The sequence below is a fragment of the Halomonas nitroreducens genome, assembly GCF_003966155.1.
GTDB classification, from domain to species: domain Bacteria; phylum Pseudomonadota; class Gammaproteobacteria; order Pseudomonadales; family Halomonadaceae; genus Halomonas; species Halomonas nitroreducens.
This window is the reverse complement of the sequence record NZ_RXNS01000009.1, coordinates 41,646-57,663: the sequence shown is the minus strand read 5'-3', so window position 1 is coordinate 57,663 and position 16,018 is coordinate 41,646. Positions and strand designations below refer to the sequence as shown.

The 16,018-nt window shown below is 67.5% G+C and carries 10 protein-coding genes; 9 read left to right on the top strand and 1 reads right to left on the bottom strand.

The genetic code is table 11. The features are described 5' to 3' along the window. The first annotated feature begins 6 nt into the window (after positions 1-6). Positions 7-1,608: an ABC transporter ATP-binding protein gene (locus EKG36_RS10565; RefSeq protein WP_126483829.1), complete on the top strand. Its 1,602-nt coding sequence runs from the start codon at positions 7-9 to the stop codon at positions 1,606-1,608. A 71-nt stretch (positions 1,609-1,679) separates the two neighbouring features. Here EKG36_RS10565 and EKG36_RS10560 read toward each other — a convergent pair whose 3' ends face one another. Next, positions 1,680-3,032, bottom strand: coding sequence for an OmpP1/FadL family transporter (locus tag EKG36_RS10560; protein ID WP_246007489.1), 1,353 nt, complete (start codon positions 3,030-3,032; stop codon positions 1,680-1,682). 274 nt (positions 3,033-3,306) lie between these two features. On the opposite strand from EKG36_RS10560, the gene EKG36_RS10555 reads away from it, so the two are divergent. The 8 genes from EKG36_RS10555 to EKG36_RS10520 all read left to right on the top strand — a co-directional run bounded on the left by EKG36_RS10555 (position 3,307) and on the right by EKG36_RS10520 (position 16,017). Then, on the top strand, positions 3,307-3,765 hold the full coding sequence (locus EKG36_RS10555) for a MerR family transcriptional regulator (protein WP_126483827.1): 459 nt from the start codon (positions 3,307-3,309) through the stop codon (positions 3,763-3,765). After that, positions 3,762-6,764, top strand: coding sequence for a heavy metal translocating P-type ATPase (locus EKG36_RS10550; protein WP_126483825.1), 3,003 nt, complete (start codon positions 3,762-3,764; stop codon positions 6,762-6,764). The genes EKG36_RS10555 and EKG36_RS10550 overlap by 4 nt, the downstream gene beginning before the upstream one ends. 172 nt (positions 6,765-6,936) lie before the next feature. After that, the gene (locus EKG36_RS10545) at positions 6,937-7,356 is read left to right on the top strand and encodes a VOC family protein (RefSeq protein WP_126483823.1); all 420 of its coding nucleotides are present in this window, start codon (positions 6,937-6,939) and stop codon (positions 7,354-7,356) included. Positions 7,357-7,593: 237 nt separating this feature from the next. Then, the gene (locus tag EKG36_RS10540; RefSeq protein ID WP_126483821.1) at positions 7,594-8,112 is read left to right on the top strand and encodes an Hcp family type VI secretion system effector; all 519 of its coding nucleotides are present in this window, start codon (positions 7,594-7,596) and stop codon (positions 8,110-8,112) included. Between the two features lie 238 nt (positions 8,113-8,350). Beyond that, positions 8,351-10,498 carry a type VI secretion system Vgr family protein gene (locus EKG36_RS10535; protein ID WP_126483819.1) on the top strand — a complete coding sequence of 716 codons (2,148 nt, stop codon included), beginning with the start codon at positions 8,351-8,353 and terminating at the stop codon, positions 10,496-10,498. Next, complete coding sequence (locus EKG36_RS10530) at positions 10,495-11,373, top strand: DUF4123 domain-containing protein (protein ID WP_126483817.1); 879 nt, start codon at positions 10,495-10,497, stop codon at positions 11,371-11,373. The genes EKG36_RS10535 and EKG36_RS10530 overlap by 4 nt, the downstream gene beginning before the upstream one ends. Continuing rightward, entirely contained in the window at positions 11,370-14,993 is a 3,624-nt protein-coding gene (locus tag EKG36_RS10525; RefSeq protein WP_126483815.1) for a toxin VasX, read from the top strand. The genes EKG36_RS10530 and EKG36_RS10525 overlap by 4 nt, the downstream gene beginning before the upstream one ends. Then, positions 14,986-16,017 carry a hypothetical protein gene (locus EKG36_RS10520; protein ID WP_126483813.1) on the top strand — a complete coding sequence of 344 codons (1,032 nt, stop codon included), beginning with the start codon at positions 14,986-14,988 and terminating at the stop codon, positions 16,015-16,017. Before EKG36_RS10525 ends, EKG36_RS10520 begins: the two co-directional genes overlap by 8 nt. The last annotated feature ends 1 nt before the right edge of the window (position 16,018 follow it).

Sequence of the window (16,018 nt, the reverse complement as noted above, 5' to 3'; positions counted from 1 at the left end):
TGGAAGATGCAAGAACCACTGCTCGAGGTCGATGGGCTGAGCGTCGACTTCGCCCTGCCCCACGGCACCGTGCCCGCGGTCAAGCAGGTCAGCTTCGCCATCGCCTCCGGCGAGACCCTGGCGCTGGTCGGCGAGTCCGGCTCCGGCAAGTCGGTGTCGTCCACTGCCGCCATTGGCTTGCTACCGGACCTCGCCCGCACCCGGGGCGCCATCCGCTTCGCCGGCGAGGACCTGCTCGCCGCCACGCCCCGGCGCCTGCGGCGACTGCGCGGCAACGACATCTCGATGATCTTCCAGGAGCCGATGACCTCGCTCAACCCGCTGCACCGCATCGGCCGGCAGATCGCCGAGGTGCTCGAGCGCCACCGCGGGCTCAAGGGAGACCCGGCCCGACAGCGCGTGCTCGACCTGCTCGACCAGGTCGGCATTCCCGAGCCCGCGCGACGCATCGACAGCTTTCCCCACGAGCTCTCGGGCGGCCAGCGCCAGCGGGTGATGATCGCCATGGCCCTGGCCTGCGAGCCCAAGCTGTTGATCGCCGACGAGCCCACCACGGCACTGGACGTCACCGTCCAGGCGCAGATCCTGACGCTCCTCCAGGACCTGCAGCGCCGCTACGGCATGGCCATCCTGTTCATCACTCACGACCTCGGCATCGTCCGTCACTTCGCCGATCGGGTCTGCGTGATGCGTCAGGGCGAGGTCGTGGAGACCGCCGAGACCACGGCACTGTTCGCGGCGCCCAAGCATGCCTACACCCGCATGCTGATCGACGCCGAGCCCCATGGGCGCAAGCCGCCAGTGCCCGCCGACGCCCCGCTGCTGCTCGAGGCCCGCGACCTGCGCGTGCGCTTTCCGCTGAAGAAGCGCTTGTTCCGCCCCGGCAGCGACTTCGAGGCGGTGCGCGGCATCGACCTGCGAGTCCGCCGGGGGCAGACCGTGGGCATCGTCGGCGAATCCGGTTCCGGCAAGTCGACGCTGGGCCGCGCCCTGCTGCGGCTGCTCGACAGTCGGGGCGATATCCGCTTCGACGACACCGCCCTCGCGGGGCTGGACAGCGCGGGCATGCGCCCGCTGCGCTCGCGGATGCAGGTGGTCTTCCAGGACCCCTTCGGCTCGCTGTCGCCGCGCCTGACGGTCGGGGAGATCGTCGGCGAGGGCCTGCGGGTGCACGCCCCGGAACTCGGCCGACGCGAGCGGGACGCCCGGGTTCAGGAAGCGCTCAACGATGTCGCCCTGGACCCGGCGATGCGCCACCGCTACCCCCACGAGTTCTCGGGCGGCCAGCGCCAGCGCATCGCCATCGCCCGGGCCCTGGTGCTCAAGCCCGAGTTCCTGCTGCTCGATGAGCCCACCTCCGCGCTGGACCGCTCGGTGCAGGCCACGGTGATCGACCTGCTGCGTGACCTGCAGCACCAATATGACCTCACTTACCTGTTCATCAGCCACGACCTGGCCGTGGTGAGGGCACTGGCCGATACCGTGCTGGTGATGAAGGCGGGCGAAGTCGTCGAACAGGGCGCCACCGAGACTCTCTTCCGCGCCCCCCGCGAGGCCTATACCCGGGAGCTGATGCGCGCGGCCTTCCTCGAGGACACTGCCGCCTGAGGTTTTACACGCCTTGCCACGAAACACCCCGGCCGATGGCCGGGGTGCTGGTCGTCGGGCGAGGCACGGGGTCAGAAGCGATAGTCCACCGACAGGGCGAAGACGTCCGCCTCGACCTCGTAGTCACCGGAGAGATTACCGCGGCTGGCGTTCTCATTGGTCAGAGTCGCATCCTGGTCGATCTCGACGTCGTCGCCGAAGACGTGCAAGTAGCCCGCGGTGACGCCCAGGTTGGTGGTGGGCATCCAGGTCGCACCCAGGCTCGCCCAGCGGCGATCGGCGTCCGGCACCCGCGGGGTGCGGTATTCAGCGCTGGGCACCGGCGTCTCGTCGACCCCCAGGCCGGCCCGCAGCATCCACTGCCGGTTCAGGGAGTAGTTGGCCCCCACCGAGAAGGCCCAGGTATCGTCCCAGTTCTCTTCGGTCCGGCTAGGATCGCGTCCATCCTCGAACTCGACGACCAGCTCGTCGAAGCTGCTCCATTCGGTCCACTCGGCGTTGGCCATCAGCGCCAGACGATCGGTCAGCTGATGGTAAACCCCCAGGTTCAGGTTGGCCGGTGTGGTTAGCTCAGCCTTACCACCGGTTCCAGTCACAGCCCCTGCATCAATGGCGGCTTCGGAGACAGGGTCGGTTCCCCTGACGTCGAGTTCACCATCCAGGGTCAGGTCGATTTCCGAACGATAGCTGGCGCCGAGGCGAGTCTTATCGGTAACTTGAAACAGCGCACCGAGCGTATAGCCATAGCCCCAGTCGTCACCCTCGACGGTCCCGATGACATCATTTCTCCCTGGCGTGGCCAGAGGACTGCCCATCCCGGCGGCAGCCGAGCCAAAGTCGGTAGCGTTCGACAGGGTCGCATCGGCATATTGTGCCCGCAGGCCGACCGCCAGGTTCAGGCGCTCGGTGGCCCGGTAGTTCAGGGTCGGCTGGAAATCGATCGTCTTCAGCTCGGTCTCGATGGCGTGATAGCGGCCGATCCAGTCCTCATCGTACTTGGTGGAGAGACCATAGGGCGCATAGATGGCGAGCCCCAGGTCGAAGCGGTCGTTGAGCTGGGTCTTGGCGGCGAAGCTCGGCACCACGGCCGTCTCGCCCCCCTCGCCCGAGGCGTCGGAGGTATAGGGCAGGCCGAGCACGTTGGATGCCTGGGCATCGTGGAGCTCGAAGGTGGCGTCGATATAGCTCACCCCGCCGGCCACCTGGTTGCCATCGATGTTACCGATGGCGGCCGGGTTGTAGGCCATGAAGCTTGCGTCCTCGGCGCCGGCGGCGGCATTGGAGAGGGCGTTGGCCAGGGCCTTGGCGCTCTGCTCCCGAACCTGGAAGCCGGAGGCGACCGCCTGGCTGGAAATCAGGGCCCCGGAGGCGAGGGCGATGGCAACGGTCAGCTTGTTGAACTTGGAGGGCATATGGCGAGGCATCCCTTTCCTGGTGGAGGATTGTTGTCGTTCTTGCCGCAGGGCGGTCAGGTGAAGTCAGTGTTTGCGAATCCCGCCGGCGGGATCAAGCCCAAACGCCCGTTTTAATCCGATAATTGCTAATACTTTAGTCGCACGTTCGTTTGATATCCCAGCTTTTCAAGCAGTTAGTCTTGTAGCGGTGCCGACGCTCGGCCGGCCCCACCTGGTGCTTGACCTATGTGTTACCCAAGGGTTTTACACTGGCACGCACTGCCAAGCCCCACGAGGCCATGCAATGAAAGTCAGCGAACTCGCCCGCCAGGCCGGCGTCACCGCCGAGACGGTACGTCATTACACCCGGGAAGGGCTGCTGCAGCCCGAGCGCAACCCGGGCAACGGCTACCAGCTCTACGACGGGACCGACCTGGAACGGCTGCGTTTCATCCAGCGGGCCCGCACCCTGGGCTTCGGGGTGGCCGAGATCCGTGAGATCCTCGAGCACGCCGACCAGGGCGATTCGCCCTGCCCCCTGGTGCGTGACCTGCTGGCCAGCCGCCTGCCGGAGATCCGCGCCCGTATCCGCGAACTCGAGGCATTGGCCACGCGCATGGAACAGGCCCTCGACGCTTGGGCCGACATGCCGGACGGCACCCCGGACGGCCATAGCCTGTGCCGGTTGATCGAGAGCTTTCCGGAACCACTCAGTCGCTCCCGGGACACTCGAGGCCGGGAGCCGAACAAGGAGGTGTCATGACCGCGTCTTTCGAGCACTCACGCCGCATTCCCGGCATGAACTGCCAGGGCTGCGTGAAGAGGATGCGCCAGGCGATCCAGGCCCATGATGCGGCGGCCGAGGTCACTGGTACGCCTGACGAGAAGCACCTGGCGGTCACCACCACCCTGAACGACGAGAGCCTGGACCGGCTCCTCGATGAGGCCGGCTATCCGCCGCAGCGGGCCGATGCCGGCCCCGCGCCTCAGCGCCACGAGCGCACCATCCCCGGCATGAGCTGCCAGAGCTGCGTGAAGAGGATGCACCAGGCGATCCAGGCCCATGATGCGACGGCCGAGGTCACCGGTACGCCTGACGAGAAGCACCTGGCGGTCACCACCACCCTGGACGACGAGAGCCTAGACCGACTCCTCGATGTGGCCGGCTATCCGCCGCAGCGGGCCGATGCCGGCCCCGCGCCTCAGCGCCACGCACGCACCATCCCCGGCATGAGCTGCCAGGGCTGCGTGAAGAGGATGCGCCAGGCGATCCAGGCCCGCGACGCGACGGCCGAGGTCACCGGCACTCCGGCGGAGAAACGCCTGGAAGTCATCACCACCCTCGCGGATGCCGACCTGGACGAGACGCTGGAGGCCGCCGGCTACCCGCCGAACGGCACCGGCCCGCAGGCTACCGAGAACGACGAGCCGCCTCAGGGAGCCACCGTGGCGACGGCACCACCTACCTCGCCCGGCCGGCAGGCCGATGACACCGGCAGCGCCACCACCTTGCGCCTGTCGATCAGCGGCATGACCTGCGCCAGCTGCGTGAAGAGCGTGCAGCAGGCCCTGGCGCATACCCCAGGCGTGCTCAGCGCAGAGGTCAACTTCGGCACCCATACCGCCCAGGTACGGGGCGATGCAGCCCCCGACGCCCTGATTCGGGCGGTGGAGGACGTCGGCTACGGGGCCGAGCCCATCGTCGACATGCGCGAGGCAGAACGGGCCCGGGCGGAGAAGGACCAGGCGACGTATCGCCGGCGCATCCGGGGCAGCCTCCTGTCACTGGCGTTGGCCGTGCCGCTGATGGCCAGCATGTTCGTCTACCATCCCCAGCCGCTGGGCGCTGGCCGCCTCTACTGGCTGCTGGTAGGAATGCTGACGCTTGGTGTCATGGCCGGGCCGGGTCGCCACTTCTTCGTCAATGCCTGGAAGAACTTCCGCCACCACCAGGCCAACATGGACACCCTGATCGCCATGGGCACCGGCACCGCCTGGCTCTACTCCATGGCGGTGGTGGCCGTCGGGCCGGCGCTGCCCGAGGTGGCACGAGGCATCTACTTCGAGGCCTCGGCGATGGTCATCGGCCTGGTGCTGCTGGGCAATGCCCTGGAACTGCGCGCCCGAGGCCGCACCAGCGAGGCCCTCAAGCGACTGCTCGACCTGCAGAGTCGCACTGCCCGGGTGATCCGCGACGGCGAGGAGCGCGAGGTCGACATCGACGCGGTACGCGAGAGCGACCAGATCCGCGTGCGCCCCGGCGAGCGCCTGCCGGTGGACGGCGAGGTGGTCGAGGGCCAGAGCCACATCGACGAGTCGATGCTCACCGGAGAGCCCCTGCCGGTGGCCAAGGGCGAAGGGGACGAGGTCAGCGCCGGCACGGTCAACGGCAAGGGCGGCCTCGTCTATCGCGCCACCCGGGTCGGGGCGAACACGCGACTCGGCCAGATCACCGAGCAGGTGGCGAGCGCCCAGAACTCCCGGCCCCCGATCGGCCAGCTGGCCGACAAGGTGTCGAGCATCTTCGTGCCCTCGGTGATGATCATCGCCGTGATCACCGCGCTTGTCTGGTTCAACGTCGGCGCCGAGCCCCGGGTGATCCATATGCTGGTTACCGCCACCACGGTGCTGATCATCGCCTGCCCCTGTGCCCTGGGCCTGGCCACGCCGATCTCCACCATGATCGGGGTCGGCAAGGCCGCCGAGCACGGCGTGCTGGTGCGCAGCGGCGACGCCCTGCAGACCGCCAGCCGGCTCACCACCCTGGTGGTGGACAAGACCGGCACCCTCACCGAGGGCAAGCCGAGGGTCACCGAGGCCGAGGTCCTCGGCGGGGACGAACGGGAGGTCCTGGCCCTGGTGGCGGCCCTCGAGCGGGGCTCCGAGCACCCGCTGGCCACGGCGCTGCTGGCCCATGCCGAGGCGCGCGAGATCGTCCCCGCCGAGATCACGGGTTTCGACACCGTCACCGGCGGCGGGGTCACCGCGACGACCGCCGACGGCCACCCCCTGCTGCTGGGCAACGCCCGGCTGCTGGAGAACGCCGGCGTCTCCCTGGCAGCGGGCCGCGAGATCGCCGGCGGGCTGGAAGACAAGGCGCGCACCGTCGTCTACCTGGCCGTCGACGGGATACTGACCGCCCTGTTCGGCATCAGTGACCCGCTGCGTCACGACACCGTCGAGGCCGTCCGTCGCCTGCAGGCCGATGGCCTGCGGGTAGTGATGCTCACCGGCGACAACGCCCATACCGCGGCCGCCATCGCCGCCGAGGTCGGCATCGACGACTTCCGCGCCGATCTCCTGCCCGAGGACAAGCACGCCGAGATCGAGCGGCGCCAGGCCGCCGGAGAGGTGGTGGGCATGGTCGGCGACGGCATCAACGATGCGCCGGCGCTGGCCCGGGCCGATGTCGGCTTCGCCATCGGCCAGGGCACCGACGTGGCCATCGAGAGTGCCGGCATCACCTTGATGCGCGGCTCGCTGCACGGCATCGCCTCCGCCATCGAGATCAGCCGCGCGACGCTTACCAATATCAAGCAGAACCTGGTGGGCGCCTTCGGCTACAACACCCTGGGGATTCCCATCGCCGCCGGGGTGCTCTACCCGCTGACCGGCACCCTGCTCTCGCCGATGATTGCCGGCGCTGCCATGTCGCTGTCCTCGATCACCGTGGTCAGCAACGCCAATCGCCTGCGCCTGTTCTCGCCCCGGGGCACCGGCGCGCCCTCCCCCCAGGCCATCCCACAGGAGTCCCCCGCATGAGCTGGATCGTCAATCTCGCCGGCCTCGCCCTGATCGCCCTGATCGCCTGGTGGTTCTGGGGGCCCGCCTAGGGGTGGCCGCCAGTGGGGCCGGCCCAGGGCCCCGGCAGTGGCCTGAGGCCGGACCGCGGCTGCTAGGCTGAAGGCACGACAGCGGATACGGAGGACGCGACATGCCCGAGCTCAACGGCGTGCTGGAAACGGCTCTCTACGTGGAGGACATGCCCCGGGCCCGCGTCTTCTTCGAGGGCGTGATGGGACTCACCCCCTTCACCGCGGATCATCGCTTCACCGCCTACGATGCCGGTGCCGGCTCGGTGCTGCTGGTGTTCCTGCGTGGCGAGACCCTGGAGACCGTGGTCCTGCCGGACGACATGGGCACCATTCCCCCCCACGACGGCCAGGGACGCGTGCACATGGCCTTCGCCATCGCCGCCCAACAGCTATCAGCCTGGGAGGCCCAGCTGGCCGACCACGGCGTCGAGATCGAGGGCCGCACCCACTGGCCGCGGGGCGGGGAAAGCCTCTATTTCCGGGACCCGGACGGCCACCTCCTGGAACTGGCCACCCCCGGCGTCTGGCCCAACTACTGAGACGCGCCGCGCGGGCCTGCCGTCAGTCACCTTGCCCCTGCCCGGGCGGGCAAGGGCTTGCCCGGGCGGCAACCCCTTGCCCGCCCGAGGGCAATCTCTTGCCTAATCAAACTTCGCCACTTCTCCCCGAAATTTCATAAACGCATGAAGTAAAAGCATTAATACGTGGTTGGCATGCCGCCTGCTCTCTCAGGGGTGTCCATCGGACATCGTCATTCATCGTCAAGGAGCAGACACATGCCTACCCCGTGCTATATCAGCATCGAAGGCCAGACCCAGGGCAACATCACCGCCGGTGCCTTCACTCCCGAATCCGTCGGCAACATCTACGTCGAGGGCCACGAGGACCAGATGCTGGTGCAGGAATTCAAGCACATCGTCACCGTGCCCACCGACCCGCAGTCCGGCCAGCCTTCCGGCCAGCGCGCCCACAAGCCGTTCATCTTCACCGTGGCCCTGAACAAGGCCGTGCCGCTGATGTACAACGCCCTGGCCTCTGGCGAGATGCTGCCCAACGTCGAGCTGAAGTGGTACCGCACCTCCGTGGAGGGCAAGCAGGAGCACTTCTTCACCACCACCCTGACCGACGCCACCATCGTCGACATCAACCTGCGCATGCCCCACGCCCAGGACATCAACAAGTCCGAGTTCACCCAGCTGATGGATGTCTCCCTGGCCTACCGCAAGATCGACTGGGAGCACACCGTCGCCGGCACCTCCGGCTCCGACGACTGGCGCGCCCCCATCGAGGCCTGAGGCCCGGGTCACCGACGGTGCCCGCACCAATGCTCGCGCCGGCGGGCACCGTTCTCGCCGCCAGGGCTCCGGCCCTGGCGGCGGCATGCGTCAGCGTTTGCCCATCTGTCTTGTAAGCGATCGCTTACGCATGCCGACGACGCCTTGCCTCGGCGACGCGCGCGCGTAACCTACCGATGCCGTTGGCCGTCGGGCGCTGGCGGACCACGGAACGGATACGGCCTCCAGGAGGGATGCCATGACCCAGGCCAATGGACTGCAGTTCACCCTGAGCCTCGCCGGGGCCGGCGAGGCCGAGCTGGCGGTGATCGACTTTACCCATGAGGAGGCGCTCTCGGCGCCCTTCCACCTGCGGGTGCGCTTCGCCAGCCGCGCCGGCGACCTCTCGCCGGAGGCGCTGCTCGACCGCCCGGCGAGCCTCACCGTGTGGCAGGACGGCGTGGCCCAGCGGCGGGTCCACGGCATCGTGGCCGAGTTCGCCCGCGGCGATCGCGGCCATCGCCGCAGCCACTACGAGGCGATCATCCGCCCCTCGCTGTGGCGCCTCTCGCTGCGCCAGAATTCGCGCATCTTCCAGCGCGTCTCGCCACTGACCATCATCAACACCCTGTGCGAGGAGCGCGGCCTCACCGATGTGGCCTTCGCGGTGACCCGCGAGCCCGCCGAGCGCGAGTACTGCGTGCAGTACCGCGAGACCGACCTTGAATTCATCGAGCGCCTGGCCGCCGAGGAGGGGCTGTTCTACTTCCACGAGTTCGAGGACGCCGACCTCGGCGCCCACCGGCTGGTGTTCGCCGACGCCCCCCAGGTACTCACCGGGCTCGGCGAGCGGCCCTACCATCATCGCGCCGGCGGCAGCGCGCCCCGGCGTCACCTGCGCCGGCTGACCCAGACCGCCCGGGTACGCCCGGCCCGCGCCCAGCTCAAGGACTACGGCTTCAAGCAGCCGGCCTACGCCCAACTGCACGACCACCAGGGCGAAGGCCTCGAGGCCCACGCCCAGCGCACTGACTACGAGCACTACGACTACCCGGGCCGCTACAAGGCCGACGCCTCGGGCCAGGCCTTCACCCGTCACCGCCTGGAGCACCTGCGCCACGACGCCCTGACCCTGGCCGGCGAGAGCGATCTGCCGGAGCTCTCCCCGGGCACGCGCTTCAGCCTGGCCGACCACGACGTCGGGGCGTTCAACCGCGGCTGGCAGGTCGTCAAGGTGGCCCACGAGGGTGAACAGCCCCAGGCGCTCGAGGAAGACGCCGTCGGCGTGACCGCCGGGGATCGTGATGGCCTGCGGGGGCGGGCAGGCTCGGAAGCCATGACCCGCTATCACAACACCCTGAGCCTGACCCCGGACGACGCCGCCTGGCGCCCGGCGCCGCGGCCCAGGCCGCGGGTCGACGGCCCCCAGGTGGCCTTCGTGGTCGGCCCCGAGGGCGAGGAGATCCACTGCGACGCGCACGGCCGGGTGCGCTGCCAGTTCCCCTGGGACCGCTACGCGGCGCCCAATGAAACCGCGAGCGCCTGGCTGCGCGTCAGCCAGGGCTGGGCCGGCGGCGGCTACGGCATGCTGGCGATCCCGCGCATCGGCCACGAGGTGATCGTCTCCTTCCTGGAGGGCGACCCGGACCAGCCGCTGATCACCGGGCGCACCTATCACGCCGTGAATACGCCGCCGTATCCGCTGCCCGAGCACAAGACGCGCACCGTGATCCGCACCCAGACTCACCAGGGCGAGGGCTTCAACGAGCTGCGCTTCGAGGACCAGCACGACCAGGAACAGATCTGGCTGCACGCCGAGCGCGACCTGGAGCTGCTCACCGAGAACGACCGCACCGAGGAGATCCGTCGCGACAGCCATCTGACGGTCAAGCGCGACCACATCGAGGAACTCGACCGCGATGATCATCACAGCGTGCACGGCGAGCGGCGCGAGAAGAGCGACGGCGCCCAGCACCTGACCATCGACGGCAGCCTGCACCTCAGCGCCGGCCAGGCCTGGCTCACCGAGAGCGGCCGCGAACTGCACATCAAGGCCGGCCAGAAGGTGGTGATGGAGGCCGGCAGCGAGCTGACCCTCAAGGCCGGCGGCAGCTTCCTCAAGGTCGACGGCGGCGGTATCACCATCAGCGGCCCCAGCGTGAAGGTGAACGCCGGCGGCAGCCCCGGCAGCGGCACCGGGCAGGGCGCCCAGGCACCGCTGCGGCCCGGGCATGCCGAGCCGGAAACGAGCGAGGACGTGACGCTGGGGCCAATCTTCGGCCACCGGCTCGATCAGGCCATGGTGGCACACGCGCCGCTGGTGGAGCCCTGTCAGAAGCCGGCCAGCGGAGGTCCTTGCCCGCTGGGTGACGAGTGTCCCTGCGCGGCGAGAGGCAAGGCCGGATGAGCCAACATGACCATGCCCACACCCTGGAGGACCTGTTGCCCCGCGAGGCGAGGCTGGTCACCTGGCTGGTGATCGAGCAGGAAGAACGGACTCTACAGCGGGTCTACGAACTCGATGAGGCGCCCGACCTGCACTGGCTCTTTTACGGCACGCGCTATGCCGAGTTGCCGGAAAAGAGCCCGCTGGTAGTTCGGATCTCCGCTTCGAGTTCGCTGTGGCAGGCCTTTGTCGACGGGGGCTCCGAGCCGCCCTTGCGGGGGATCATGGTGACCAGCCGGGAGTCCTCGGCCAGCGTCATGGCGCATCTGCGCAGGCTGCTCGAGGTGACCTTCTATGGTCGTCGGCGGGCGCTTCTGCGTTTCTACGACCCCTGGATCATGGCGGTCCTCCTCGGTGCTGAATCTTCGGTGGCACGCTGGCTAGGCCCTCTCGAAGGGATCTACTGGTATGGTGGCACCTTCGCCCAGCGAGCCGAGTCAGGTGCCGTCTGGCATGCCTGCACGCAGGCTCGCCAGGAGGTCGGTGCTCATGATGGTGTCGCTCGGGAGGAGATCGCTCTCACCCGCTCGGAAGAGGCAGCGCTGGAGACCTTCGTCGCCGACTACCCCCTTTGGGTGGAGTTGGAGACGCGAGCCGGGCTCGAAGCAGGCTCGGCAGAGCACGCCGCGCGTTTCGTCGAAGTGCTCGAGGAGGCACAAAGACTGACGATTCCCCCAACAGAGTGGGGCGACTATCTGAAGCTGCGCTTCGTTCATTTTCGAGCCGGCCTACCCGAGGGAATGATGGCGAGGCCGGTCGAAGAGCGGCTATCCGCGTTGCGCCGGCATATTGGTCACGAACCGGATGACACGAACACAGGGAAGGTGTGGGCATGAGCAGAGGCACGCTTGGCAATCCCGCCTGCGAGGATGAGAAGCTGTTTATTCAGGTGATGGGCAAGGATCACCCGGATGGGCACGAGATCGTGATCGTGGACCGCTACGACGAGGAACGCACCGAGGCCTTCGGCGACGCCGAAACCGAGTCGCTCCAGGAGCCGGTCAGCGTGCTGCACCAATGGGACTGGCAGGGCTATTCATCGGTCGATGCCCAGCTGCAGATCGCCAGCGAGAGTGGCGAGCCCATCCGCCTGCCGCTGTTCGAGCGGCTCTATCGCACGCCGCGTCGTCCTCGCCTGCAATACAACGTCATCCAGCCGGTCCTGCCGATGGCGCTGTGGGAGTCGCTCGATTCACGCGAGAGCACGGCACTGCCACTGCGTGCAGGCTACCTGTATGTCTTTTATCGGGACTCGCTGTGGCGCGAGATCGAGGTGGCCGCCAATCAGGACTCGGGACGGCTGGAGTTTCGCGATATCGACCTCGCCGCCCATCGGGACGAGGAAGGCGGCTACCGGGATGATCGCCGCCCTGCCGTCGGCGTCATGCTCGAGGAAATTTGGCTGCCCTGGATGCAGGATGAGCGCTATGTCGATGGCAAGCTGTGTATCGCCTACTCCGAGGTGCAATGGTCCGCCGCTCGGCTCGATTTCCTGGTGGCCGAGCCACAGGAGCAGGGCCGGCGCTGTGACTCGATCAGCCTCGGTAACCCGAGGGACTATACCCTGCCGGGGCTGCTCCATGACCTCGACGAAGCCCCGCCTCAGCGCCTACGCGATCCCCTGGTCGAGCTCCAGCTAGCCGAGCCATGGGCGGTGACACAGGACCTGGCGGGTGACGGCTTGAGCCGACTGCATGCAACGCTCACCCAGGAGCTGGAAGCCTTCGATGCCGGTGGAGCCCAGGCGCGAGAGGCCGCCGAGACGGGGCTGCAGAATGGCAAGGGGCATGGCGAGACGCGTTCGCCGACGTATCTCCAGGCCGTTGCTCGGCTCCAGGCGCTGACGGAGCGCATGTCATCCAGTGCGGAAGACACCGATGAGCCGCCCGACAATCTCTGGCAGCAAAGCCTGGGTGCGGCCGACGATTGCCTGGCCGATGCCCGCGAGCGCCATATCCCGGGCCTGGTCGTTGAGGATACGCTGTTTGGTCTGCGTCATGCCTCGAATGGTTGCCAGGCCAGCCTGGCCTATCTGCAGCAGCTGCCCACGCTGGCCGCGAAGGACGAGTTCTACGAGTGTGCCGCCCTGGTCAATCGGACGATCCTCCGCCGCCACGACGCCTCGGGGAAGGACAACGAGTTGCGCCGCTTCGCCGAGGAGGCCGATCTGGGCGATACCGGCGAGCTCAGCCGGATCCTGCGCAACGCGCACCGCGAACTCGCCCGCCACCAGTTCGACACCTATCAAAGCGCTCTCCATGGCCACCTTCTCGGACAGGAGGGCCACGCGGTGCTGGCCGATCTGTTGAGTCTCGAGGGCCATGACTACCTGGGCGCCTATGCCCTGGTGGCCGACCTGCTCCAGGGGCTGCGCGAATCCTCGGCGCATGCCGATGGCCTGCATGACGAGCCGCCCCTGGCGTTGACTCGCCCGCAGCGCTATCTCGTCGATGTACTCGAGGAGGGGAGTCGCTACACCCTGCATGGCATGCTGTTTCCCCGCCATGAGGACTCACCGCTGAATGCGCCCCTGGCCCTGCCCGAGGAAGAGACCAATCCCGGCGATGGGCGCGTGCGTCTTAGTGCGCTGGCGGCCCTGGGCGACCTGCAGCCACCGGCAGAAGACGATATCCAGTTGCTGGATACGGCGCTTCTGGCCGGCCTGGTCGAAGGGGGAGGGTTGTCCCTGGTGCCCGAGCTGAAGCGCTGGTCGAATGCGGTCAGCCACGTGCTCGGCAAGATGGCCGAGCACGCCATGCTGATGCTGAAGGATGCCGGCTCGGAGGTATCGGTCGCCACGATTTTCCCTTCGGTGGCACGGCTCGCCCGGGCCGGCCTGCCGGACCTGCTGACGAGCATGCAGAGCGTGCCGCCCACCGAGGCGATCGGCAAGGTGATCCTCGGCGTCGCCGACTCGCAGGACGGCCTGGTCAACGGCCTGACGCCGGCCGATCGCCAGAACCTGCAGGGCGACTTGAGCCGCGCCTCGGATCGGCTGAGGAGCGCCGTGCGCGATGCGACCGGCCGGAAGCTCACCGCCGAAGTGGCCGACAACCTGACCCATGCCGCCGGGGATCAGGCCCTGGAGGTACTGGTAGTGGAGCCCGACTCCGAGGCCGCGGCGATGAGCCGCCGCGCCCGACGCCAGTACAGCCTGGCACGCAACGCCGATGCGGTGCGCCTGCCCTATATCATCACAGTGATCGAGTTCTTTAACCTTAAACAGGAGAGTGCTCGTCTCCAAGATGCTAGTTCAGCCAGGAACTTGACTGGTTTCATCAGTGCATCTCTTGATTTAGCTGTTGCTTCTACAAAGGCCCTGGAGTTCTTCGGCGAGCGGCATCAGCAGTTGACGCGGGTGCGCGCCAAGGCCATCAGCCGCCGGGTATCCTGGGGGCGCGTCATCGGAAAGGTATTTCCCAGTCTTGCGGCACGCCTGCCGGCTTATATCACCGTGATTACCCTCGGCGGCGCGTTGGCCGGCGCAGTGACTGCCGCGCTATTCGCCTGGGACGCCATCACGAGCATGCGCAACGGCAACTGGGGGGCGGGCGTCTCCCTGGGCGTGGCCGCCGCCGGCACCCTGGTGGTGGCGGGGTCCGGCCTGCTCAGCACCAGCGCGCTATGGCTGGGCCTGGGCCCGGTGGGCTGGATCGCCCTCGGGCTGTCGATCGCCGGGGCGCTGGTCGCCATGTGGCTGATGGACGATGAAATCGAGGAGTGGCTGCGCATGGGCCCCTTCGGCACCCATGGGCATCGCGCCTCCTGGCTGCAGCAGCCGCGCGAGGCCTACGATCGCCTGGTCAGCCTGTTCGCCGGTATCCGCATCCGCATCGAGCGCACTTCGCCCATCGCCGTCGAGGCCCTGGCCGAGCGCACGCCGCCAGGCATCGGGCTGATCCCCGAGGCGACGCCGCGACCCTCCTCAACCCTCGACCGGCTTCTCGGCAGCGATCCGCTCGCCTTCGCCCTCAACCAGGAGGCCCGCTCTCTCACGGCCAATACCCGCATCACGATCGAGAGCAACCTGGCCGGCCTCGCTGCCGGCTGGGAGATCCGTTCGCACCTCCGCAGACAGCAGGCAGTCGATAGCGCACGCTATAGAAAGGATTACCAGATCGGTTGGTCGTCGGGGGAGATGGAGCCCGATGACAGGGATAGCCAGCCCCTCTTCCAGCGCGACACCGCGCATGGCGTCGAGTATTACGTGTACACCCCGGACGAAGTGGTCCGCGGCACCGGAGGACGCAAGACGCGAACCCGCCATGCCTGGGCGGTGCGAGTGCAATGGTCTCGTGGCGTGCCCTATCTGCCACGGGTATTGCCGGCTCCGGCGCCTCTTAAGGATCCCAGCGATATCCCGGCCGGAGCGCGCAGCGTGCCCGATTTCACCCGCGTCGACCGGCCCTATTGGGCCGACGAGACGACCCACAAGGACGAACCAGACGATGGCTGAGATTCCCCGAGCCTACGCCGAGGACGCCTATACCCCGGATCGGCTCCGGCGGCGTCCCACCGACGAATGCCGCCACTCGCGCAAGTTCCGCACCTTCTCCGCCGGAGGCGAGCGCCTGGCGCACCGCGATCCCAGCGTGGACATCAGCCCGATGCACGACTGGCAGCACAATACGCCGGAAGACCTGCGCGAGCGTGAGGCCGATCCGGCCATGTCCAGGTTCAAGGACCACGAATACCGCGTCGATCAGCCGCTGCGCTGGGACGAAGAGTGTATCCGCTTTGCCAGTCATACCAAGTGGGCCTTTATCTTTGGCATGATGAGAGTTTTAGGACTGGTGGGAGGGGGGATGTTTACAGTAGTTGCATTTATTACAACTATCGCCATGGCGATCATGCATGCAAATGAAGCAAGGTTTGGCAGTTTTTTATCAAACTTTTTAGACGCCCCTGGTTGGATAGTTCCCTTTGTTGCGTTGTTAATCAGTGCCTCCATGTGGGGGGTAGGAGAAGGCATGCAGCGCTTTTTCCCCTACTTCGCCGCCGGCTTCCAGCCTGGCCCCATGTGGGAACTTAATCGACGTACCGGCCAGGTGATCGTGTTCGCCGACCCCAGCAAGAGGCGCACCGCCTGGAAGGTCGGCCATACGCTGCCGTTCCATGAGTTCGACTGCTACCTGCTGAGCACCCCGGATGCCCAGGGTTCGCCCCAGTACTCGCTGAGTCTGGTGCATCATCTCGACGAGGTGCAGGTGCGCCTGGTCGGCATGTTCGGCATGTTCGGCGCCACCCAGAGCCATCTCGAGCAGCGCGCGACCTGGGACATGCTGCAGCGCTATATGGACGTCTCCCAACCGCTGCCGGACTTCCCCATGCTGGAGCAGGACCGGCTAGCAGACCCCACCACCCGCGAACACGACAAGCGCACCGGCCGCGATCCGCGCTTCTGGCGAGACATGGACGACGCCACCTATGACCGTTACGTCGAAGCCCAGCAGGGCAAGATCAATGCGCTCTATCTGTGAT